Origin of the sequence: Fodinibius saliphilus, from assembly GCF_005869845.1 — a bacterium.
GTDB classification, from domain to species: domain Bacteria; phylum Bacteroidota; class Rhodothermia; order Balneolales; family Balneolaceae; genus Fodinibius; species Fodinibius saliphilus.
Genome location: NZ_VAWF01000004.1, coordinates 409,839 through 430,526, shown reverse-complemented (window position 1 = coordinate 430,526; position 20,688 = coordinate 409,839). Strand labels below are relative to the sequence as shown.

Sequence of the window (20,688 nt, the reverse complement as noted above, 5' to 3'; positions counted from 1 at the left end):
TTAACAAAGGTGCAGAAAGGACTTCAAAATCCGACAAGGAAAGGAGGGTGATTCGACATGTGGATGAGTGCTATATCAACATCTTTTTATTAAGTTGTTTGGCCGCCATGATGCCGCTCCCCCCCCCCCCCCACAATGACCACATGTTATCATTCAGCCATATAAAACGGGGTGTGTTAGTTCATTTTAGCTTTCGTTTCCATTAAGAGCTTCTCGATTTCGTCCTGTGTTACATTATACTGTTCGTTACAGTAGTGACAAATCAGTTCTTGCCCTTCATCGCTAATCTCTTTCAGGTCCTCGTAGCCAAGCATAGCCAGTGCATTGATAAATCGTTCTCGAGTACATCGGCAGAAAAAGTCAACAGGTTGGCGATCCAGCTCTTTGACTTCGAGGGGATCCATCGCCATGTCCATAATATCATCGATATATTTGCCTTCAGCTAATAACTTATCAATAGAATCAAATTGAAGCATCTTTTCCTGGAGCTCTTCAATAACGCCTTCAGGAGCATCGGGCATACGCTGGATGATAAGTCCGCCCGCTTCCTTAACTTTTCCCTCGTCCGTCATGCCCACATCAAGTAGTACAGCTGAAGGTATCTGTTCCGATTGTACCATATAATAAGCCAGATCGTCAGTGATATTTCCGCTAATTAGTTCAATGCTGCTTGTTCGGGGTTCTGCTTCATTATAGAGTGTTTTGCTGAAGCTTAGTACTCCAACTCCGAGAGCATCACTGATGTCAACATCATTATTGCTGTAATCAAGTTCTACGTGTGGGTTTTGTACATATCCGCGCACTTCACCTACGCGATTGGCTTCGGCAGCCAGTAGACCTACTGGCCCTTTCCCTTCAACACGCATCTTAACGCGCTCTTCGCCTTTTAGCTCCGAGGCCATAAGCATGGTTGCTGTAAGGGCACGACCAAGCAATACTGTGTTCAGCAGAGAGAGGTTATGCTTTTTTTGGGCGGCTTTGACCACGTCTGTAGTCTTAACCACTGATATTTTAAGATGTCCGTTTTTGCTAATGCCTTTAATAAGGCGGTCTTTGGTAATAAAATCGTCTTTAGAAATCATAGGTGAATAAATATCTCGCTTTAAATAGGTATGTGCAACAAAAAAGGCGGTCCAAAAATTTGGACCGCCTTTAGATATATGACTAATAGAATTTACTACACATTGTTCTTGTAGAGTTCTCCTATATGGCCCGAAAACTTACTGTCAGAAGTGTAGATGTTGTGGATCTGTCCCACATTATTAATGCGTTTTTCAGCAAGGATGTTGGAAGCTACAAAAGTAGGCGTTTCGTTATCCTCGGAATAGTTCAGGATGTCCAAAATAGTATCATAAATTTTAGATGCCTGTTTGTGGGCTCGTTCTTCGTTATAGCCTTCAAGTTCGCTAGCTACATTAATAAGTCCACCCGCATTGATAACATAGTCGGGAGCATAGAGAATATCATTTTCGAGCAGCATCTTGCCGTGTTTATCTTCATCATCAAGCACATTATTCGCAGCGCCGGCAATGATATCACACTTAAATTGATCCATAGTATCATCATTAACTACACCGCCCAGTGCACAGGGACTGAAGATATCCACATCCAGTCCATAGATAGCATCCGGATCTACTACTTCAGCACCGGTTTCTTCGGCCACAGCATTAACTTTATCTTCGTAGATATCGCAGATGAAAAGTTCTGCACCCTCTTTGCTGAGGAAATTTGCTAGATGAGAGCTTACATGGCCTGCACCTTGAATAGCAATTCTTTTACCTTCGAGTGAGTCAGAGCCATATGCCTTTTGTGCACTCGCCTTCATTCCCTGATATACCCCATAGGCTGTAACAGGAGAGGGGTCGCCGCTTCCCCCAATTGATTTAGGAAGCCCCGACACATATTTAGTTTCCATACGTACCCACTCCATATTCTGTACGTTGATACCAACGTCTTCCGCCGTGATATAGCGTCCCCCGAGACTGTCAACATAGCGACCGAAAGCACGAAAAAGGCTTTCATTTTTTTCTTTTCGGGGATCCCCGATAATAACGGCTTTTCCCCCGCCGAGATTAAGTCCCGAGATAGCTGCTTTATAGGTCATACCGCGAGAAAGTCGAAGTACATCGCGGATCGCTTCCTGTTCATTGTTATAGGGCCACATGCGAACGCCGCCGAGAGCAGGGCCAAGGGTAGTATCATGAACAGCGATAATGGCTTTGAGCCCTAAGCTGGGTTCAGAGCAAATGACAATTTGTTCATGTTCATAATTTTGCAGCTTGCCAAATAGCGGGAAATTTTCACTAATATCGGCATCTGTATCTTTGGCTATTGTAGTTGATTCCATAGTAAATGGGGTTAATCATTAACACTTTTATTCGAACGCAAAGGCAGTATTGTAGCTGTAGTCGGCAGCTGACCCTTAATACGTTAGCTGGTAAAAATCATTGCAAGCAAGGCAAAAATATTGCACCAGCATGAAAAAACTTTCATTACACAAGGTATGCAAAGGTACAAAAAGTGCGGCAGAATTGGTAGTTGTTTGTGCTTATTAAAAAGTGTTGTGAATTAAAAAAGTTCGGAATAAAAATAAGACGTAATGATGAATTTTGTTCGCGAAATTGTATTTTAATACTGGAGCTTTATTAATAACGCTGCGATGGGCAGTTGTATAGCTGTTCGGTTTGACCGCCGATAGTCTATTTATGACAAAAAAGAAAAAAACAGATAATTATGTCTTTTCGCTGGGTATATGCAGAGCCAGAACAGGAAGGGACTGTATCAACTTTACAAGAACAGTTGGGCGTTTCCGAAAAAATAGCCCACCTGTTGGCGTTACGTGGTATAGACTCTTATGACAAAGCAAAATCATTTTTTCGTCCCAAACTAGGTGCTATTCATGATCCCTTTTTGATGAAGGATATGGATAAGGCCACTGAACGATTGGCTAAGGCCATCCGTGAAGGTCAAAAGATTTTGGTATATGGAGATTATGATGTTGACGGTACCACCTCAACATCTATTCTTTTCATCTTTTTGAAGCGATTTGGAGTGGATGTGGATTTCTATATCCCGCATCGTTTTAAAGAGGGTTATGGAATTAACCAGGAAGGAATCGATTATGCCATTGAGATCGATGCCGATCTTATTGTTTCGGTAGACTGTGGTATTACCGCGGTTAAAGAAACAGAACAGGCCAAAGAACACGGTATTGATATCATTATTTGTGATCACCACAATGTAGGTGATACCATCCCCGATGCAGCGGCCGTACTTGATCCCAAACGCAAAGATTGTAACTATCCCTTTGACGGACTTTCGGGGGCGGGTGTTGGTTTTAAACTGATACAGGGGACAATTAAAAAGCTGGGCCTTAGCGAAGATATGGCCTTTGAGCTGCTGGATCTTGTAGCCATCTCCATTGCTTCGGATATTGTGCCAATAAAGGATGAAAATCGCATATTGATGGCCGAGGGGCTCAAGCAGATCAACAGCGATCCCCGGGTGGGAGTAAAAGCATTGCTCGATCTTATTAATTTAGATATTGGATCTATAAGTACATCGAATATCGTTTTCTCCATTGGTCCACGAATTAATGCGGCCGGGCGCATGGGTGATGCTACTAAGGCCGTACTTCTTCTTATTTCTGAAACACGGACTGAGGCGCGTTCGCGGGCCAACGAGCTGGAAAGTATTAATGTGGCTCGCCGTGATAAAGACAGTCAAACAATGGAAGAAGCCAAAGCGATAGTAGACCAAGACTATAACTTGGACAAGGTTTCGTCGATGGTACTACACCAGCCTGATTGGCACTTAGGTGTTATCGGCATTGTTGCCTCACGCTTGGTAGATACCTACGGACGACCGGCCGTGATGTTAAGTACAGTAGACGGTAAAATTAAAGGTTCAGCCCGCAGTATCGATGGTTTCAATATTTACGATGCGTTTAAAAAATGTGAAGATCTGCTCGAACAGTTTGGCGGACATGAATATGCCGCGGGGCTGACAATACGGAAAGAAAACCTGCAGGAGTTTCGGAAACGTATCGATGAAATTGCAGCTAATAACTTATCGGAACAGGATTTTGTGCCGGAGCTAAGAATCGATTGTGATCTGGATCTCAGTAAGGTAGATATGGGATTTTGGAAACTGTTAAGTCAGTTTGAGCCTTTTGGTCCGGGTAACCTTCGGCCGATCTTTGTGAGCCGTGATGTGGATGTTGAGGGTGTTCCTACGGTTGTAGGTAAGGGGCACTTGAAGATGAAAGTCTCTCAAAACGGATCGGGTGCTTTTGATGTGATTGGTTTCAATATGCACGATTGTCTTCCTAAGGTACGTAATAGCAATGACCAAAAGCTGGATATCGCCTACTCTCTGGAAGAGAACCACTGGAACGGACGCCGAACTCTGCAGGTACGACTGCGCGATGTGAAGATCCGGGAATAGAAAATCATAAAAAGTCGGGATTTCCTCTTTGTATAAAGTGGAAAAGATTTTATATTTGGCAACTCTTATTGCACTCGGGACTGTAGCTCAGTCGGTAGAGCACGCGACTGAAAATCGCGGTGTCGCCGGTTCGATTCCGGCCGGTCCCACGCAAAGCCCTGCGACTCTGTGAGTCGTGGGGCTTTTTTATTTTTGGCCAATCTGGTATGAGGTAATCAAAGGAGTATTAAAGAATCAGATTATCAAAAATAGGACTAATCCTTAAATTGGCTTAATTTTGTAAAGATATACCCTTCATAAGGGGTATAGCTTATAAGAGATACTCATTTCCTATCTACATTTCTTGTAAAGCTAAGTTAATTCTATAAAGAGACTTTGAAGTCTTTATTTGTAAATACACAATTATGTGGATATAATAGATTAAAAGTCTTTAGGTAGCCTTTTATTTTTGTGAAAGCGAAAATGACATCATCAGCTCTGGGGAGTGGTAAAAAATAAAAATATATGTTTAAAGAAGGGAAGCAACTTCGTAACAAGAAGGGAAATATTGGCTTAATTCCTGTATTTGTAGTATTGGCCCTATTTATAGCTGTAGCAACCCATTATGGTACAAAAACACATTCTGCCCTTCGGGCCTATGTAGTAGCAGAAGGGCATTGGGCCAAAACCCAAAAAGAAGCTGCCCTTTTGCTTATCCAATACTGCATTAAAGAAGATGAGCGACTATACAAACAGTTTCAAGAAAAGTTGAAGGTTCATGAGGTGTTTACCATCAGCCGTAAAGCGCTGCTGTCAGGCAAGATGGATAATGATTTGACTTCTAGAGTGGTGCAATCAACTGATATTCATCCCGATGACGTTGATCTCATGATATGGCTCACCCGATTTCATGACCATATAGGGTATTTGCAGGAGGCATTTGAGATTTGGGCGCAAGGAGACCAAAAAATAGCGCAACTGGATAGCATGGGGACGGCACTACACCGGGCTATCGAAGAAAATGGTATGAATGACGACGCCAAGAATCAGTATATACAGGAGGTTTACCGTTTGGATCAGGAGCTAAGCAAGTTAGAAAGTTCTTTTTCGGCAACAATGGTTGCAGGTGCTCGTTGGGCTCGGAGCGTGCTTTTTTGGTCTATAGTGGGGTTGGGGTTGATTCTCGTTATTATAGGGTACGTCATTACTCGTAGTTTCTTTAGGAATATCGATAATCTAAACCAGGAACTTTTTGAAAGCGAAACTAAGTTTCGGACTGTGCTACAAAACTCCCGTGATGTTATTTATCAAATGGATACTGAGTTTAAGTATTATGAATATATGAGTCCTGCCGTTGAAAATATGCTCGGCTATTCACCTGAGTTGCTATTGAATAAAGGTCCAAAATTTATATTGGATCGTATCCATCCCGAAGATCGTATAAGGATTAGCCAAGAAATACAACAGCTGCGAGAAAAAGGAGTTGGTGATCAGTTTGAAACGGAAAATGAGTTTCGACTAAAAACAAAAGAAGACAATTATATTTGGGTTAATATTCAACGTTCTTTGGTGAGAGATGCTAACGGTGATCCAACTGCTATCGTAGGAACCGTTCGGGATATATCTGATCGCAAAGAACATGAAGCAGAAGTAGAAGAATCTCTAAAAGAAAAACAGACGCTATTAGAGGAGATTCATCATCGCGTAAAAAATAACCTGGCCGTTGTATCGAGCCTGCTTGAACTGCAGAAAAATGAGTCCGGTGATGAAGTAAAACCTATTCTCCGTGATACTCAGTCTCGGATTCATTCCATTGCAATGATCCATGAAAAACTATATCAGACAGAAACTTTATCTGAGATAGAAATGGAGGAATACATTGAAGATTTTGCGGAAATGGTTGTAAACTCTTTTGGATCAGATAAAAAAAATATTACCATTTCTAGAGAAGTTCAAAGCTTTAGTATGGAGATCACTAAGGCTGTCCCCATTGGTTTGATACTAAATGAGTTGCTCAATAACTCCTATAAACATGCATTTTCGGAGGCGGTTGAGGGAAAGGTACAGATAACATTAACAAAAGAAAATGGGTTAGGGAAACTCCGCGTAACCGATAATGGAAAGGGGCTGCCCGATGATTTTAAGGTTGAGAATCAACAATCTCTGGGGATGACACTGGTCCAAACACTGGCTGAACAGCTGGAAGGAGAATTTAGTGTGCCCTCAAAGAATGGAGGTGCGACTTTCCAGATTACATTCCCAATAAGTTGAACAGCATACCTTATCTTAAGAGCCGTTCTGTTTATAAGAATCTGGAGCTATTGGTTGTATGTTTTTGCAATATTTTTAATGCCGGTTTTTCTTGAGATACTGCCGTTATTTTTGGGAAACAATTTATTAAGTAGAGAGATTTTATTCCAAAACCTATGCTAACAGATCCATATTAATTCAACTGTGCATTACCTATTCCTTTTTGGTCTCTAATTTCAAAAGAGAGTGTGAACGTACTACCATTATCCCGGATATATTCAAATGATGCATCAAGCTGGTTGCACAAGTTCTGGATAATACGCATACCTAATGTTGAAGCTTCATGGAGATCAAAATTATCTGGCATTTCAGATCCATTATCAGAAACTGAAAGTTGGAGTGTAGGTCCATTCCTATTGAGTGTAATAGTGATGTTCCCTTCTTTTTGGTTCGGAAAAGCATGCTTGATAGCGTTTGTTACCAGTTCATTAACGATGAGAGCACAGGGAATTGCTTGGTTTACATTGAGTGTGACATCCGTAAGCTGAAAGTCAACGTTGATTGAAGTACTGGTTTCTAGTGTTTTTGTAATTGAATCAACCAATTTACGGATCTGTTCAGCAAACTGTAACTCCGAAAAGCTCTTAGTATCATATAACAATTCGTGGATGAGTGCCATTGATTGAATTCTAAGCTGACTGTCCTGAAGTTCTCTGGAAACCGCTTCGTGGGTGCTTTCCATTGATTGTAGCTGCACCATACCAGAAATAATGGCTAGGTTATTTTTTACGCGATGGTGGATTTCCTGCAGAAGCACAGATTTTTCATCCAGAAGCTCAGCTTTTTCTTCCAATGTTTCCTGCAGTTCTTCCTCATAATTTATGTGTTTAGTGATATCAATGCCCACTATTTGAGTAGCTTCATGACCGTTATAAGTGATGGGCACGGCCTGGATTTGAAGATGGCGGTCTTCACCATCTAATCGGGTTACTTTATATACCGTTGGATCTATTTCTTCTTTATCTTTTTCTACTTGTTCTATTTGTAGTAAAGCCTCTTTCTGTTGGGCTTTAGAAATATAATCAGTGATTTGTGTTCCGATGATGTAATCAGAAGATTGGGCCCCTATAATTTTTAATCCACCGGCATTAATAAATTTAATTTCTCCATTTACATGGATTACAATGAGGCTTGGATCTTGTTCAACTAAGCTTTCCCATCGTTTGAGATTGTGTTGCGCTTTTTTGCGTAATTTTTGTTCTTCCTCTATGTGTTCCTTCAATTCACTTGTCATATTATTAAAGGCATGGGCCAGCTTATTATGTTCTTCAAAACCATCAATAGAGATCTCCTTATTTAAGTCCCCTTCTGCAACTGTTTGTGTACCTTTGAGCAGTTTTTCAAGGGAGCTCAAAATCTGATTGCGAGCTCTGAATATCATGTAAATGATAAAACTGACACCCGGAATAAGTATAAATAATGCTAATAGGCGCTGATAGATTTCCAGTTTTTCAACTTGTTGGAGGTGACTTTCTTGAAGCCTGTGAGATGTAGATAGAAGCAGCTGAATATCTGAGCGCATGCGCGCCGTCGTATGCCTTAAAAGTTGTTCTTTTCTTTGCGGGTTACTGTATAGTTCTGGTTTATCATTTATGGTTTTAATTAAGGTAAATGTTTGTTTTATAGAAGGGAGTGCGTTTGAGACCATTGCACGGGTGGGGAATTCTGTTATTTTGCCTTTTGCCTCTTGCAATTCGCCATAGAGCTTATGCCACTTTGTATAATATTGTCGTTCTCGATAGGTTAGATATTGCTCAGAAATAATATTAAGCTCCGAAGCCGTTTTTGAGAACTCTTTTACTTTGTTTATTTGGTCAAGACTAGTGCTTATTTGCCAGCTTGTATAAAACAGGAAGCTGAAAAGAACCCCAACCATAGTAATAGAAAGAAGTACAACAGTATTTAGACGAGATCTAATAGTCATCTTATAACTGTTAAGCCCTTGGGATTAACCTTTTTAAGTGCTTGAAAGTAGAGGGCTTTATTAATATCAGTTAGTTCTGTGGTATCATCAATGAACTTTTCTGCTCGTAACCATCGCCGCTGATCTTGAAGGAGTGATAGCATTCTTTGACTTATGGAAAGCTCATATTCAATTGAGTCCCACAACTTACGAATAGTTTCACGTGAAGTGTTCGTTTTTTGGGCTATCAGCTTTTGGCCCTGTTTTGGATGCGTTTGAATATAATCTTCTGCTTTTTTCAGTGCTTGAAGATACTTTACAATGATATCGGGATGTTTTTGGATGTATCTGGCGGATGATGTTGCCATCCATAACGTTGAATGCCCAAGAACGGAGTTAAGTTGGTGGACTTCATCTCCTAGAGTTGATAGAATTTCGGAAGCATAAGGTTCCCAGCTCACCACAGCATCTATTTTGCCGTTTTTTAAAGCTTTTTGATGGTTGGGTATTTCAACATTTACTACTTCAATAGTTTGTTCATTTATACCGTGCTCTAATAAAAAAGTATCCAAAAAGTATTCCGAAGTGGTTCCTTGGTAGATGCCAACCTTTTTATTTTTTAAATCCTGTGCTGTCTTAATACCATGATCGTATCGGGCAATAACTTTTTGACTGTTGCTGGTATAGATCATTTCGCTAAATATCTTGAGGTTGATATCACTATCCTCAACATATTTTTGTGTCCCCGAAAGAGCTTCTGCCACGGGGAATTCAGCAACGTGTGCTATGTCAATTTTTTCTTCGTATAATTTTTTTAGTGATTTTTTACCTGCCGAATGTTCATGAGTGATGACTTTTAAGCCCTCTTGTTGAAAAAAGCCTTCAGAATCGGCCACATAAAATGCAGCCTCGCCCCAAAAGGTGGTTATACCTACATCTACCCGGGTTGGTTCCTTTTCACATCCAAAAACAAACAGGGATAGCAATGCAGTGATTAAAAGTTTCTTCATATAAAGAAAACTATAGGTGTATTGTATGAAAGTGATATTATCAATTTCTGCCTTACACATAAAACAAAGTTAAGGGCTTTATCATTTATCTAAAAACTTCCAGGTTCAAGAATGGATTCGACGTTGTTCCCTGAAGTTTTTTGTTGCCAACGGTTCTTAAGCATTACTTTTATTGTTTACCAGGGGATTTGGCTATCTCGTAGATATATCATTTTGTAAAAAATGAAATCTATATCCTTTTAAAAGTTAACGCACTTTTACTGATGGTCACTGGCTTTTTAGTCCTTTCTTCATTATTTACCAATCATTATATATCCGTATCCTGTTGGGTGCGAGATTCCCAAAATGAAGTAACTTAAAGTTCTTAAAGTCTCCTATTTATTATGAAAGTTTTTGTTGCCGATAAACTGCCACAGCAAGCTATTGATGAACTAAAGAAACTGGGGCTGGATGTTGAGTTTGATCCTACTGTATCAAGCAGTGATCTTGAGCAGGGGTTGGATGACACTGATATTTTGATTGTCCGTTCAACAGAGCTCACCGAAACCTTTATTCAAAATAGTCCGCGGTTGATGCTGATTATTCGTGCCGGTGCGGGTGTAAATACCATAGATATTGAAGCGGCCAGCAATGCGGGTATTTATGTAGCAAACTGTCCCGGACAAAATTCTATTGCTGTTGCCGAACTTACAATGGGACTTATCTTGTCACTTGATCGTTATATCGCTGATAATGTGAGTGACTTCCGGGAGGGTATCTGGAACAAGAAAGACTACGGTAAGGCCGATGGGCTTTTCGGGAAAACGCTGGGTATTATCGGAGTGGGACAAATTGGACAGGAAGTGATAAAAAGGGCAAGGTCTTTTGGGTTGGATATTATGGCTTGGTCTCGTTCTTTGACGCCTGAAATTGCCGAGGAAATGGAGGTCGTTTATGCTGAAAGTGTGGAGGAGGTTGCCAGTGAATGCGATATCCTGAGTGTCCACCTTGCTATGACGCCCGACACTAAAGGTATAATTTCTAAAAAGGTACTCTCCCTGCTTAAAGATGGTGCTTTCTTTATCAATACGGCGCGGGCGGGGGTAGTGGATGAAGATGCTCTCTACGAAGAGTTGAAGTCGGGACGTATTAAGGCCGGTCTCGACTTAATTGAAGATGAGCCGGAATACAAACAGGGGGAGGTAGAAAGTCGGTTTCAGGAACTGGATAATGTTTACCTAACACACCACATAGGGGCCAGTACCAAACAGGCACAGCTTGCCGTAGCCTCCGATGCCGTAGATATTGTTCACGGATATCTGCAGAAGGGTGAGGTTAGGAATTGGCTAAACCGTTGTGCTCACACCGATGCACCGTGGAAGTTGGTAGTTCGTCATTTCGATAAGCCCGGCGTTATTGCCAATGTAATGAACGAGCTGAAAAATGCAGATATTAATGCTCAAGAGCTCGAAAACGTCATATTTGAAGGTAAAAAGACAGCCTGTTGTACTATCCAGCTTGATGCCAAACCTTCTGACGAGACCTTCAACAATATTAAGACGCGACACGACGAGGTGATCAGCGCTATGTTGTTGGAGAGTTAGGCTGATTCTTATTTTTCTGTTCCATTTGCCCATTTGTAAAAGAATATGTTCGCTGTCGGGCGCTCCCTTAAGGCTAGGTATTAGTTCCAGTCCTTTGTAGGGAGCTTCGCCTGGCACGATAGTATAGATATTAACATTGTGGTAAGTATTGGTTTCCAAAGGCATATTCCTTACCGGCCAGTTGCCTTTACCCTCATCGACTAATTTATCAACAATTTTTTTGAGGTCTTGGATGGTATCGGCTTGATATTCCTTTTGTCCTCTCTCATCTAATAGGTAGGAGTCATCAAGTATAATAGCATCATCAACGTTTGTACAGCAGATGATGGTAAGATTACAATTATTCTCTTTTCCATTCATGGATATCAAGATGGATACCACTGAGTTTGGTAACATTGCCCTCTTCATCGTGGTCCGTTGCTTTTGCCTGGCTTAATATCCAGAGATAACTTCCGTCTGCTTTTTTTAGACGCAGTTCATCTTGTAAACCATCAATCTTCCCAGTTACGGTGTCCCAAAAATTTTGTGATGCCTCGGGCCAGTCATCGGGATGAATAAGTTCTTTCCAGGTTTCATAACTGCTTAAGTCGATTTCATCATACTCAAGCTTTTCCTGAAGCCAGTCGTGATCAAGCTCAATACGCTCTTCATCAACATGGTACTGCCAAAAGCCAACTTCTTTACTTTCCATGGCTGTTTCAAGCTTTTGGCTTTTGGTACGGAGTTCCGAGATAATTCTTTTTTCTGTACTTATATCTCTGCTAATAGTAGAGTAATATTCAATTTCTCCACCCTCATTTTTATGAACAGAGATAACGGTAGAGACTGGGATATTATCCCCATTAGTAGTTCGTAATTTCAGCTCTTCTTTCCAGGATCCTCGTTCTGCTGCTTTAGGAAGTATTGTACTTACCATACGATGGTACGATTCATCTGTAAAAAACTTTTTAATATAAGTAGAGCTAATATCGAACTCTTCATCAACCCCCATTAATCTTCGACCGGCAGGATTAAGGTATTTGATATTGCCATCAGGTCCAATCAGACAGACAAAGTCGGTGGCATTTTGAATGATTTCAGCTTGTAAATCCTGTAGTTTAATAGAGGTTATCAGTTCTGTCTGATTTTCAACAAGTGACAAAACCGAAACCAAATTACCTTTTTGATCTTTGAGGGCAGAGTTGTAGAGTTTCAGGTATTTGGTTTCTTCATCAGTAGTTTGTACCCCAAATTCCATGATGTTATTGTTGGTTCGCCCTTTATAAAGGGCATCAATTCTTTCTTTAACCTCCATAAAGTCATGGGCTTCTAACTGGCCAAGGACCAGGGCGAGGGGTTTTTCACCAATGAGCTCATCTTCGGTAACATCAAACCACTCGGTGATTTCAGGGGATATTTTCTTAAGGTGAAATTGGTCGTCCCAAATAATATATCCCAACGGGCTGTTGGCCAAATGCTGACTCAACTCTTGCTCTGTTTTATCTATCACCCATTGGTAATCCGATGTCTGTTTTAACAGCATCGCTTTAACCAAATATGCATCATGTTGCCTGTAATTCAGGGGCTGAATCAATAGTTTGACCGGTAGTAGGTTGCCCATCGCCGTCTCATGGATGTGGTCGCCACTGATATGCACAGCTTTGGTATCTATTTGCTCCGCGGATTGATACTCGGAAGCGTAATCAGATGAAAGTAGATCCGTTAATTTTTTATCCTTAAATGAAGGTTTATCATAGCCATAGGTCTCAATAGCTGCTTCATTAACTTCCATAATATCCAACGTCCTTTTCCTGAGAATAAACATTGGAGAAGGATTATCTCTAAACAGTGATTTGAGCATGTTTTTTTCCCGGAAACCTTAGCTGAAAATTATGACTTATGTTTACACAAGCAATATACATTGGTATTCGGAAAGCGAAAATACAGCTTCTAAAAGCTAATTTAATATGAGATTAATAAATAAACAATTTCTTAACTTGTTCTTATATTTGCAATCATATCAACCAGATTCCGTAAGTTGTACTAATATTATTATATATATTGATTATGAATGTTTCCGTAAATTTATTATCTGCAATTTTGTAGATTCGAACTTTTGAATACAAAGTATTGACGAAGCATTAATCATCTTGGAGCATTAGTGGGAAATTTTAGAGTTAAAGAGGGAGAAGGAGATGCCTAAAAATATTGTCATACTATCTGATGGAACAGGCCAGGAGGGAGGTGTTGGTCATAATACGAATGTGTATAAGATCTTTAATATAATCGAAGACCGGACGGAGGATCAGATAGTATATTACGATCCCGGTTTGGGCACGCACGATTCGGGTTTGTTGGGTATGCTTTCAGGTTTTGGAATATCAAAAAACATTAAAGATTGTTATCGCTTTTTGTTTGAAAATTTTGAGGCAGGAGATAAGATTTTTTTGATTGGCTTTAGCAGAGGTGCAGCTACGGTACGCAGTTTGTCGAGTTTGGTCCATTATTTTGGGATACTACCCAAATCACGCCCCGATCTTATTACTGAAGCCTATGAGATCTATAAAGTAAGTAATGAAGAGCGCCGTAAGGCACAGGCTCGTCGTTTTATTGATAAGCACCACACAATGTGGGCACGTATTACTTTTATGGGATGTTTCGATACGGTATCAGCGTTGGGTTTTCCTATCCAGTCGGTGAGCGTACTTTTAGACCAAATACCTTTTTTTCAACATCGATTCCATAACCTTCGGCTTAGTGAAAGTGTAGAGAATGCTTACCATGCCTTAGCAGTTGATGATAAGCGTAAAACTTTTCACCCAGCTCTGTGGCGATCTCGTGTAAAAGACTATCAATCCTTAGAGCAGGTTTGGTTTCCCGGCATGCATACGGATGTGGGAGGCGGTTATCAAGAGCACGCTCTTTCTGATATTTCATTAAATTGGATGTGTAGAAAGGCTGTCAAGCATGGGTTAAAAATGTATGATAAGGAACGAATCCAATATGAACCCGATGCTGTTGGCATAATGCATGATTCAAGGAGTAATGGTATTAACAAACTATATCGAAAGGAGGTACGCTATTGGCCTGAGAGCAGGAGAGAGGTTCCGGTAATACATGAAAGCGTATTAAAACGTGCTGAAAATCGAAATTACCGGCCGTGGATTTTAGAATCAGACTATGAAGTTGAATCATGGCAACCATTCTTATAGAGCGAATACGAATTTCTCCCAAGAGAAGGTAGGTGGAATCAAATATTTGAATGTGGTCCCTTTCCACTAACGGAAAATTCAAGATGGATGCCAAACCCTGGATTATTACTACTGCTAAGTTTGTAATTAGCTCCCAGTTGTTTTATTAGGGTTCTGACAAGGTTTAGCCCTAATGAGTTTTTTCCCTCAAATACTTTTTGGTCTAAGCCCTCTCCATTATCTTGGTAATGAATTTTTATAACCTCATCTTCTTGATCAATGCTAAGGGTAATTTTGGGAATTTGGGTGTTTGAAAAGGCATGCTTAAAGGAGTTGGTAATAAGTTCATTGATAAGTAAGCCAAGAGGTACAGCCTGATTAATATTTACGCCAAAGCTGCCAATTTCTTTTGAGATGAGAACAGGGCGTTCTGTACCTTGATAGGTTTGTTGTAACTTATCCAGAAGTTTGTCTACATATTCACCCAAACAAATCTCAGTGAAATCGTCTGCCTGGTATAATAATTCATGGACCCCTGAAATTGAATGGATTCGGCTTTGAGTTTCATTAAGTATCGGTATGATCTGTTCATCAGAAATACGATCTTTCTGTAGGTCAATAAGGCCAACGATAATAGCTAAGTTATTTTTTACGCGGTGGTGAATTTCTGTAAGCAGAAACTCTTTTTCATTAAGAGATTTTTTAATTTTTTGCTGGTATTGTTTTACTTCAGTAATGTCTTCAAGCAGTACGAGCATTTCTTCCCCTCCGGAAATCATCCCAATATTTAGCATAAAAATCCCTTTAGAGCCATCTTTTCGTTCTTTAATAATCTCCTTATTGGTAAGTCCTCCTTTTTTAATGCTATTTTGGATAAGTTCTTTAAAGTCTTCAATTTCTTTTTCATCTATGAGAGGTAATAAATGACCGACAACGTTTTCACTTTTCCACCCAAACATATTTTCAGCAGCTGAATTCCAGAAATCCGTAACAATGCCATGGGTATTAATAACACAAATAGCCAGCGGGGAGGAATCTATAAGTGACCGAAGCCTTTTATTAGTTTTGAGGAGAGAGTTTTCGGCGGCTAGTGATTTTAATCCAAAGAAAAAACTTATTGAAACGAGTCCACAAAGCACGAGGGCTAATATGAGAGAAAAAGTATTGGATTTGGTAGAATTTGCTTTTTTAAATAGATGATTAGGGGTAATTGTGGCTATCCAGACGCTGTTGCTTGCATCACCAAATGATATCTTTTGAATAGCACGGAACTCGTGCAGTTGTGCTGTCCCTGTGGAATCACCAAAGGAATAAAAGTTGTTCCCTCTGTCATCTTGTATCAGTACATGGTATTCATCAAAAGTATTAAGTGTTTTATCAAAGTGAGGCGAAGGGTCTATACCCGCTGTAATAGTACCATGGAACTGATCTTGAATATACACCGGTGCGTCAACAAGAAAGGCATGATCACCTTGCACTAATTCTAACCAATGTGTAAGGTTGAAAAGAGAATCTTTACGAGCTTTACTCCAGTCTGGATATCTATAATCAAGTGTGGTGATATCCAGTCCTATTGCTTCTTTGTTATCAATGTAAGGTTCAACACGTTTAATAATCCCCGAGTCGTTGATCCACTCAATAAATTTGAAAGTAGAATCTTGTTCTATGGTAAGCGAGGCGTCTTTATTCCAATAGTTGAAATAAGAACCGTTTGTTATTTCCAGTCGTTTTTTGAGATTCTTTAATTTGTCAACATCTTCCGAAATAGCATCTTGAAACTGCTGTGCTATTAAATGTGAGGTGTCAGATACTTTATCGTTTAGGGAGGTCTTAAGCCCCTCTTCTTTTATGTTCCAGCCAATAATTACAAATATACTGAGAGTCCCGCCTAGTAAAAGTGAAATAATAGTTCTGTGTTTTTCTATAAACTGCATATTTGCTAAAGGACTCAAAAACTAGTTTAGAGATTCTGCCAGTAAGTTATTTAGAATAATATATATCGCTTTTTTAAGTAGTTATCTTGGATTACGATATGGTAAAGGAATACGAAATGATACCTTCCGTATATACAAGAATTTAGGTTCCCAGCCTTTCAAATTTTATTATCGTCAGATAAACATTTTTGATAAGTGGAAATGTGCTTTTTTTATACCCTATTTAAACCTCTGAAAAAAAATTGCACTCATCTAATTAGGTATCACTCCTTTTTCACAGTATAAACGCAAAAGATTGAGATAGAATTATTTCAGCTTTTGAAGGAGAGGGATAAATTTAAGAGTAAAAAGTCTATTATTGAGTTGATATTTTTAAATTAAATAGACATTATAGTTTTATACGAGCTTGTGATGCATAATTGAGATGCTGAGAGGGATGCGTAATTTATTTACTGATGCTATTGAAATAGATTTAGTTTGGAAAATGGCATGCGGGGAATAAGTTGGTGATGCTTATTCGTGAGTAGAGCTCTTCAGTACTCCCATTATTTATAAATATTCAACCAATGATTTTAAATGGGAAATCACTTTGAATGTTAAGATTTTTTAATTAATTTTCATTAAAGAATTTTAATGTTGCGGAAGCGGTCCGTAACATGGGTTAATTGTTTAGCAATAGGAGAATGAGTAGCAAATCGAACGGTCGGATACTTATAGTAGAAGATGATTTACTTCTTTCAATGGTTGAGGAGCGGCTTATCCAAAAGTTAGGACATGATGTTGTGGGGAAAGCTGAAAGCGGCCTAGAAGCGTTAGATAAGGTTTCAGAACTCAATCCGGATGTGGTTATCATGGATATCTCATTGGATGGAGATCTAGACGGTATTGAAACAGTCCAAAAGATAAGAGAAGAATCGGATGTACCGGTTATTTACTTATCGGGGAGTTCAGATCGATATCAATATGAACGGGCCCAAAAAACAGGGTGTGTTGAATTTTTGACTAAGCCTATAACCGGGGGAGACTTAAAAGAACCATTGAGTAAGGCATTAAATGGGTCGGTGCAGAACAAAGCAGCTTCAGCACAACCCCTTAATAAAACAGCTTAGTCGCATATTCTTACTAGAACTCGTCCTATTTGACCGCCTTTTAATATAGTCTTGATTTCTTTGTCTAGTGCATCGAGTGAGCACTCCTTTGCTATTTTTGCAAGCTTTTTGGGTTTCCAGCGAGTAGCTAATTTATCCCATAGTTTTTTGCGCATATTCATAAGACAGTTTCCACTATCCATCCCTGCCAAGTGAACCCCCCGTAGGATAAAGGGATATATATTGGTATTTAGTTCGTGGCCCAACACATTTCCACAGCACGCTACTACACCATTATGTTGGGTTTGACGCAGTGTAGTGTCAAGCATGTTACCCCCAACGGTATCAATAGCAGCGGCCCATCTGCTGCTAAGGAGCATGCGTCCTGAATTATCTTGTACCTCTTCTCGATGAATGACTCTAGTAGCTCCAATTTCTTTCAAAAATGATTTTTGATCCATTTTGCCCGTTGCAGCAGTCACTTTATATCCCAACTGATCAAGTATGGCAACAGCCATAGACCCTACACCACCGGTGGCTCCGGTAACCAAAATAGGACTGTTTTCAGAAGTGATGGCATTATGACGTAGATGATGGATACCGATAGCGGCAGTAAAACCGGCTGTGCCCAATATCATACTATCCCGAAGGCTAAGATTTTCAGGTAGGGGCACAATCCAATCTGAAGGTACGCGAATATACTCGCCAAAACCGCCGAAGGTGTTTTGTCCAAGATCATACCCTGTAACCAAGACTTTATCTCCAGATTCAAAGCAGGAGTTTTCACTTTCTTCTACAATGCCAGAAGCATCGATACCAGGGATATGTGGATACTCTTTAGTAACCCCTTTATTGCCTGAAGCCGAAAGGGCATCCTTATAATTTAAAGAGGAGTAGTGCACTTTAACCAGGGTATCGTGTTTAGGCAGGTCCTCAATATCTAATTCTTTGATACTTCGCCTAAACGTGCCGTCGTCTTCTTCAACTACTAAGGCTTGAAAAGAATCTGTCATAATAGTTTTGATAGCTTTCTTAACCATTTCAAATTTCCATCATAAGGTGGATATCTCAGGGGAACTTCTGGCCAGTTTCTTTTTTTCATTATACTTTTAGAATGAGAAAAAAGGTCAAAGCTAGATTTGCCGTGATAGTTACCAAATCCACTGTTGCCAATGCCACCGAAGGGAAGCTCTAAATTACCGAGATGGGCAATAGTATCATTAATACAACCACCACCAAAAGAGATAGATTGAATCAGTGTTTCCTGTTTCTCTTTACTGTCACTAAAAATATAGAGCGCTAATGGAGAATGATAGTTGTTAATAGGTTCAATAACTTGATCCAGCTTTTTAAAAGTTAGAATGGGTAGTATGGGACCAAATATTTCTTCTTCCATCACCTCATCATTCCACCCAATGCCAGTAAGTATGGTTGGTTCAATATATCGGTCGGATGGATCGGTATTGCCACCATGATATATGTTTTGGGGGCTGATTAAGTTAGTTAAACGTTCAAAATGATCATTGTTAATAATGCGAGCATAGTCAGAGCTTTGCTGTGGATCGGAACCGTAAAATTCAGCGATATAATCTTGTAATAATTGGCAGAATTTATCTTCAATCGATTGATGGACGTACACATAATCAGGACTCACACACGTTTGACCTGCGTTAATAAATTTACCCCAGGCAATACGTTTGGCAGCTATGGAAAGGTCGGTGTTCTTATCGACTATAGCAGGAGATTTACCACCCAGTTCAAGGGTAACAGGGGTCAGCTGTTTGGCAGCAGACTTCATAATGATTTTACCTACTCTACTGCTTCCGGTAAAGAAAATATAATCAAGGGGTTGGTTCAAAACTTCTTGTGTGGTTTCAGCATCTCCCTCTATTACTTTAAGGTATCCGGCATTGAAAGTATTGTTAATAAGTTCTGCTAATAAGCTGGAGGTATTGGGTGCCAGTTCTGAAGGTTTTAAAATGGTGCAGTTGCCGGCAGCCATTGAACCAAGGGCAGGATTAAGTGTTAACTGAAGGGGATAGTTCCATGCCCCAATAACCAGCGAAACCCCGTATGGTTGTTGGTAGATATAGTTTTGGGAAGGAAAATTAAAAAGGGAGCCGCTTACTTTTTGCGGTCTAGCCCAACGGTCTAAGTTAGTAAGAATATGATCAATTTCCTGGTACGAAATAAGTAGCTCTGTTTCATAAGTTTCGAAATAAGGCTTCTTTAAATCAGCATCTAACGCTTCAAAAATCCTCTTTTCATTACTTTTAAGAGTGTTTTTTAGTTTACGCAGTTGTTCTTTTCGGTAAGAAACCTCTTTTGGTTTTCCTTTTTTGAAGTAGTTTTGTTGAGTAGAAACTATTTCTTTCATCTTACTCCCTGTTCTTTTCGTCCGGTGAATGTATCCATTGATTGGTAGACCCGGAATAGTTTACCAGCTACAAAATCAAATACTTTCGTGGGTAAGATGCCCCGTAAAAAAGGCAACAGTTTTACCATAAATGGTGCTCGCAAATGAATTTTATTATGTTCTATTGCTTTTATTATACGATTAGTAATATCATCCGGAGATAAAATAGGGGTGAGCAATGGTGCCGAAACGCCTTCAAACATACCGGTATCTATATAGCTGGGTTCTACTGTAGTAACGTTAATATTGGCCTCAGATTTGCTAAGTTCAATACGTAGAGACTCTGACCAGCCAATCGCTCCCCATTTGCTGCTGGCATATACAGACATCCCAGGGTTGGCCATTAATCCTGCAGCCGAAGCAATATTCACAATATGTGCAGAAGAAGATTTTTTAAGTCCGCCCAATAAAGATCGGGTAGTATGTATCATCCCAAGCAGATTAACGCCAATAGTTTGTTCAATATCTTCCGGGATTAATTCATCAAAATTCTTTCCTGCTATAATACCTGCGTTGTTAATTAGAAGATCAACATGTGGAATATCTTGCAATGTTTGTTCAGCTGTTTGATAAATTTGCTCATATTTAGAAATATCAACAGTGAAACAGTGAATGGGTGCTTCAAATGTACTAAGCTGTTCATGAGCTTTTGCAAGGTACTCTTCATTGACATCCCATATAACCAATGATTTTGCGCCCTTTTTAAGTGCTTTTTCTGCTAGTAACAGCCCTATACCATGGGCACCGCCGGTAATGAGAATATGTTTGTTTCTAATTATACTCATATTTTAAAGCGTTTATTAGTAAAAGTATAGCAATAATAATGTGCGATAAATAGAGAAGAAGCAG

The 20,688-nt window shown here is 39.8% G+C and carries 14 protein-coding genes and 1 tRNA gene; 6 read left to right on the top strand and 9 right to left on the bottom strand.

Translation table 11 applies throughout. The features are described from left to right. Positions 1–176: 176 nt before the first annotated feature. Both hslO and FCN14_RS14825 read right to left on the bottom strand, forming a co-directional pair. Positions 177–1,082, bottom strand: a complete 906-nt coding sequence (hslO, locus tag FCN14_RS14830) for an Hsp33 family molecular chaperone HslO (protein WP_246043185.1) — start codon at positions 1,080–1,082, stop codon at positions 177–179. Positions 1,083–1,177: 95 nt separating this feature from the next. Then, positions 1,178–2,347 carry a Glu/Leu/Phe/Val dehydrogenase dimerization domain-containing protein gene (locus FCN14_RS14825; protein WP_138432069.1) on the bottom strand — a complete coding sequence of 390 codons (1,170 nt, stop codon included), beginning with the start codon at positions 2,345–2,347 and terminating at the stop codon, positions 1,178–1,180. Between the two features lie 386 nt (positions 2,348–2,733). Between FCN14_RS14825 and recJ the strand changes: the two genes are divergently transcribed. The 3 genes from recJ to FCN14_RS14810 all read left to right on the top strand — a co-directional run bounded on the left by recJ (position 2,734) and on the right by FCN14_RS14810 (position 6,696). Beyond that, positions 2,734–4,446 (top strand): single-stranded-DNA-specific exonuclease RecJ, encoded by a 1,713-nt coding sequence (gene recJ, locus FCN14_RS14820; protein WP_138432068.1) that lies wholly within the window; start codon positions 2,734–2,736, stop codon positions 4,444–4,446. 76 nt (positions 4,447–4,522) lie between these two features. After that, positions 4,523–4,595 (top strand) — tRNA-Phe (locus tag FCN14_RS14815). A gap of 355 nt (positions 4,596–4,950) precedes the next feature. Next, positions 4,951–6,696 (top strand): sensor histidine kinase, encoded by a 1,746-nt coding sequence (locus tag FCN14_RS14810; RefSeq protein ID WP_138432067.1) that lies wholly within the window; start codon positions 4,951–4,953, stop codon positions 6,694–6,696. A 172-nt stretch (positions 6,697–6,868) separates the two neighbouring features. Here FCN14_RS14810 and FCN14_RS14805 read toward each other — a convergent pair whose 3' ends face one another. Together FCN14_RS14805 and FCN14_RS14800 are read right to left on the bottom strand one after the other, a co-directional pair. Next, positions 6,869–8,659, bottom strand: coding sequence for a histidine kinase dimerization/phosphoacceptor domain -containing protein (locus tag FCN14_RS14805; protein ID WP_138432066.1), 1,791 nt, complete (start codon positions 8,657–8,659; stop codon positions 6,869–6,871). Beyond that, complete coding sequence (locus FCN14_RS14800) at positions 8,656–9,648, bottom strand: ABC transporter substrate-binding protein (RefSeq protein WP_171032956.1); 993 nt, start codon at positions 9,646–9,648, stop codon at positions 8,656–8,658. The genes FCN14_RS14805 and FCN14_RS14800 overlap by 4 nt, the downstream gene beginning before the upstream one ends. Positions 9,649–10,031: 383 nt before the next feature. On the opposite strand from FCN14_RS14800, the gene FCN14_RS14795 reads away from it, so the two are divergent. Then, positions 10,032–11,231: a 3-phosphoglycerate dehydrogenase family protein gene (locus FCN14_RS14795; RefSeq protein WP_138432064.1), complete on the top strand. Its 1,200-nt coding sequence runs from the start codon at positions 10,032–10,034 to the stop codon at positions 11,229–11,231. A 340-nt stretch (positions 11,232–11,571) separates the two neighbouring features. On the opposite strand, the gene FCN14_RS14790 is transcribed toward FCN14_RS14795, so the two are convergent. Beyond that, positions 11,572–13,071 (bottom strand): PAS domain S-box protein, encoded by a 1,500-nt coding sequence (locus FCN14_RS14790; protein WP_138432063.1) that lies wholly within the window; start codon positions 13,069–13,071, stop codon positions 11,572–11,574. A gap of 334 nt (positions 13,072–13,405) precedes the next feature. Between FCN14_RS14790 and FCN14_RS14785 the strand changes: the two genes are divergently transcribed. Further along, positions 13,406–14,422: a T6SS phospholipase effector Tle1-like catalytic domain-containing protein gene (locus tag FCN14_RS14785; protein WP_138432062.1), complete on the top strand. Its 1,017-nt coding sequence runs from the start codon at positions 13,406–13,408 to the stop codon at positions 14,420–14,422. A gap of 38 nt (positions 14,423–14,460) precedes the next feature. Here FCN14_RS14785 and FCN14_RS14780 read toward each other — a convergent pair whose 3' ends face one another. Next, positions 14,461–16,335 (bottom strand): histidine kinase dimerization/phosphoacceptor domain -containing protein, encoded by a 1,875-nt coding sequence (locus FCN14_RS14780; protein ID WP_138432061.1) that lies wholly within the window; start codon positions 16,333–16,335, stop codon positions 14,461–14,463. A gap of 683 nt (positions 16,336–17,018) precedes the next feature. Between FCN14_RS14780 and FCN14_RS14775 the strand changes: the two genes are divergently transcribed. Then, positions 17,019–17,444 (top strand): response regulator, encoded by a 426-nt coding sequence (locus tag FCN14_RS14775; RefSeq protein WP_138432060.1) that lies wholly within the window; start codon positions 17,019–17,021, stop codon positions 17,442–17,444. On the opposite strand, the gene FCN14_RS14770 is transcribed toward FCN14_RS14775, so the two are convergent. Genes FCN14_RS14770 through FCN14_RS14760 form a run of 3 tightly spaced genes read right to left on the bottom strand, consistent with a single transcriptional unit; the run spans position 17,441 to position 20,624 of the window. Next, positions 17,441–18,436 carry a YhdH/YhfP family quinone oxidoreductase gene (locus FCN14_RS14770; RefSeq protein WP_138432059.1) on the bottom strand — a complete coding sequence of 332 codons (996 nt, stop codon included), beginning with the start codon at positions 18,434–18,436 and terminating at the stop codon, positions 17,441–17,443. The genes FCN14_RS14775 and FCN14_RS14770 overlap by 4 nt on opposite strands. Next, positions 18,433–19,800 carry an aldehyde dehydrogenase gene (locus tag FCN14_RS14765; protein WP_138432058.1) on the bottom strand — a complete coding sequence of 456 codons (1,368 nt, stop codon included), beginning with the start codon at positions 19,798–19,800 and terminating at the stop codon, positions 18,433–18,435. Before FCN14_RS14765 ends, FCN14_RS14770 begins: the two co-directional genes overlap by 4 nt. Then, positions 19,797–20,624, bottom strand: a complete 828-nt coding sequence (locus FCN14_RS14760) for an SDR family oxidoreductase (protein ID WP_138432057.1) — start codon at positions 20,622–20,624, stop codon at positions 19,797–19,799. The genes FCN14_RS14765 and FCN14_RS14760 overlap by 4 nt, the downstream gene beginning before the upstream one ends. Between the last annotated feature and the right edge of the window lie 64 nt (positions 20,625–20,688).

What these genes read in the sequence shown, in the direction of transcription:
- FCN14_RS14760 (WP_138432057.1), bottom strand. Translation starts at nt 20,624, where the DNA reads ATGAGTATAATTAGAAACAAACATATTCTCATTACCGGCGGTGCCCAT.
- recJ (WP_138432068.1), top strand. Translation starts at nt 2,734, where the DNA reads ATGTCTTTTCGCTGGGTATATGCAGAGCCAGAACAGGAAGGGACTGTA.
- hslO (WP_246043185.1), bottom strand. Translation starts at nt 1,082, where the DNA reads ATGATTTCTAAAGACGATTTTATTACCAAAGACCGCCTTATTAAAGGC.
- FCN14_RS14800 (WP_171032956.1), bottom strand. Translation starts at nt 9,648, where the DNA reads ATGAAGAAACTTTTAATCACTGCATTGCTATCCCTGTTTGTTTTTGGA.
- FCN14_RS14775 (WP_138432060.1), top strand. Translation starts at nt 17,019, where the DNA reads ATGAGTAGCAAATCGAACGGTCGGATACTTATAGTAGAAGATGATTTA.
- FCN14_RS14770 (WP_138432059.1), bottom strand. Translation starts at nt 18,436, where the DNA reads ATGACAGATTCTTTTCAAGCCTTAGTAGTTGAAGAAGACGACGGCACG.
- FCN14_RS14810 (WP_138432067.1), top strand. Translation starts at nt 4,951, where the DNA reads ATGTTTAAAGAAGGGAAGCAACTTCGTAACAAGAAGGGAAATATTGGC.
- FCN14_RS14785 (WP_138432062.1), top strand. Translation starts at nt 13,406, where the DNA reads ATGCCTAAAAATATTGTCATACTATCTGATGGAACAGGCCAGGAGGGA.
- FCN14_RS14780 (WP_138432061.1), bottom strand. Translation starts at nt 16,335, where the DNA reads ATGCAGTTTATAGAAAAACACAGAACTATTATTTCACTTTTACTAGGC.
- FCN14_RS14805 (WP_138432066.1), bottom strand. Translation starts at nt 8,659, where the DNA reads ATGACTATTAGATCTCGTCTAAATACTGTTGTACTTCTTTCTATTACT.
- FCN14_RS14765 (WP_138432058.1), bottom strand. Translation starts at nt 19,800, where the DNA reads ATGAAAGAAATAGTTTCTACTCAACAAAACTACTTCAAAAAAGGAAAA.
- FCN14_RS14795 (WP_138432064.1), top strand. Translation starts at nt 10,032, where the DNA reads ATGAAAGTTTTTGTTGCCGATAAACTGCCACAGCAAGCTATTGATGAA.
- FCN14_RS14825 (WP_138432069.1), bottom strand. Translation starts at nt 2,347, where the DNA reads ATGGAATCAACTACAATAGCCAAAGATACAGATGCCGATATTAGTGAA.
- FCN14_RS14790 (WP_138432063.1), bottom strand. Translation starts at nt 13,071, where the DNA reads ATGCTCAAATCACTGTTTAGAGATAATCCTTCTCCAATGTTTATTCTC.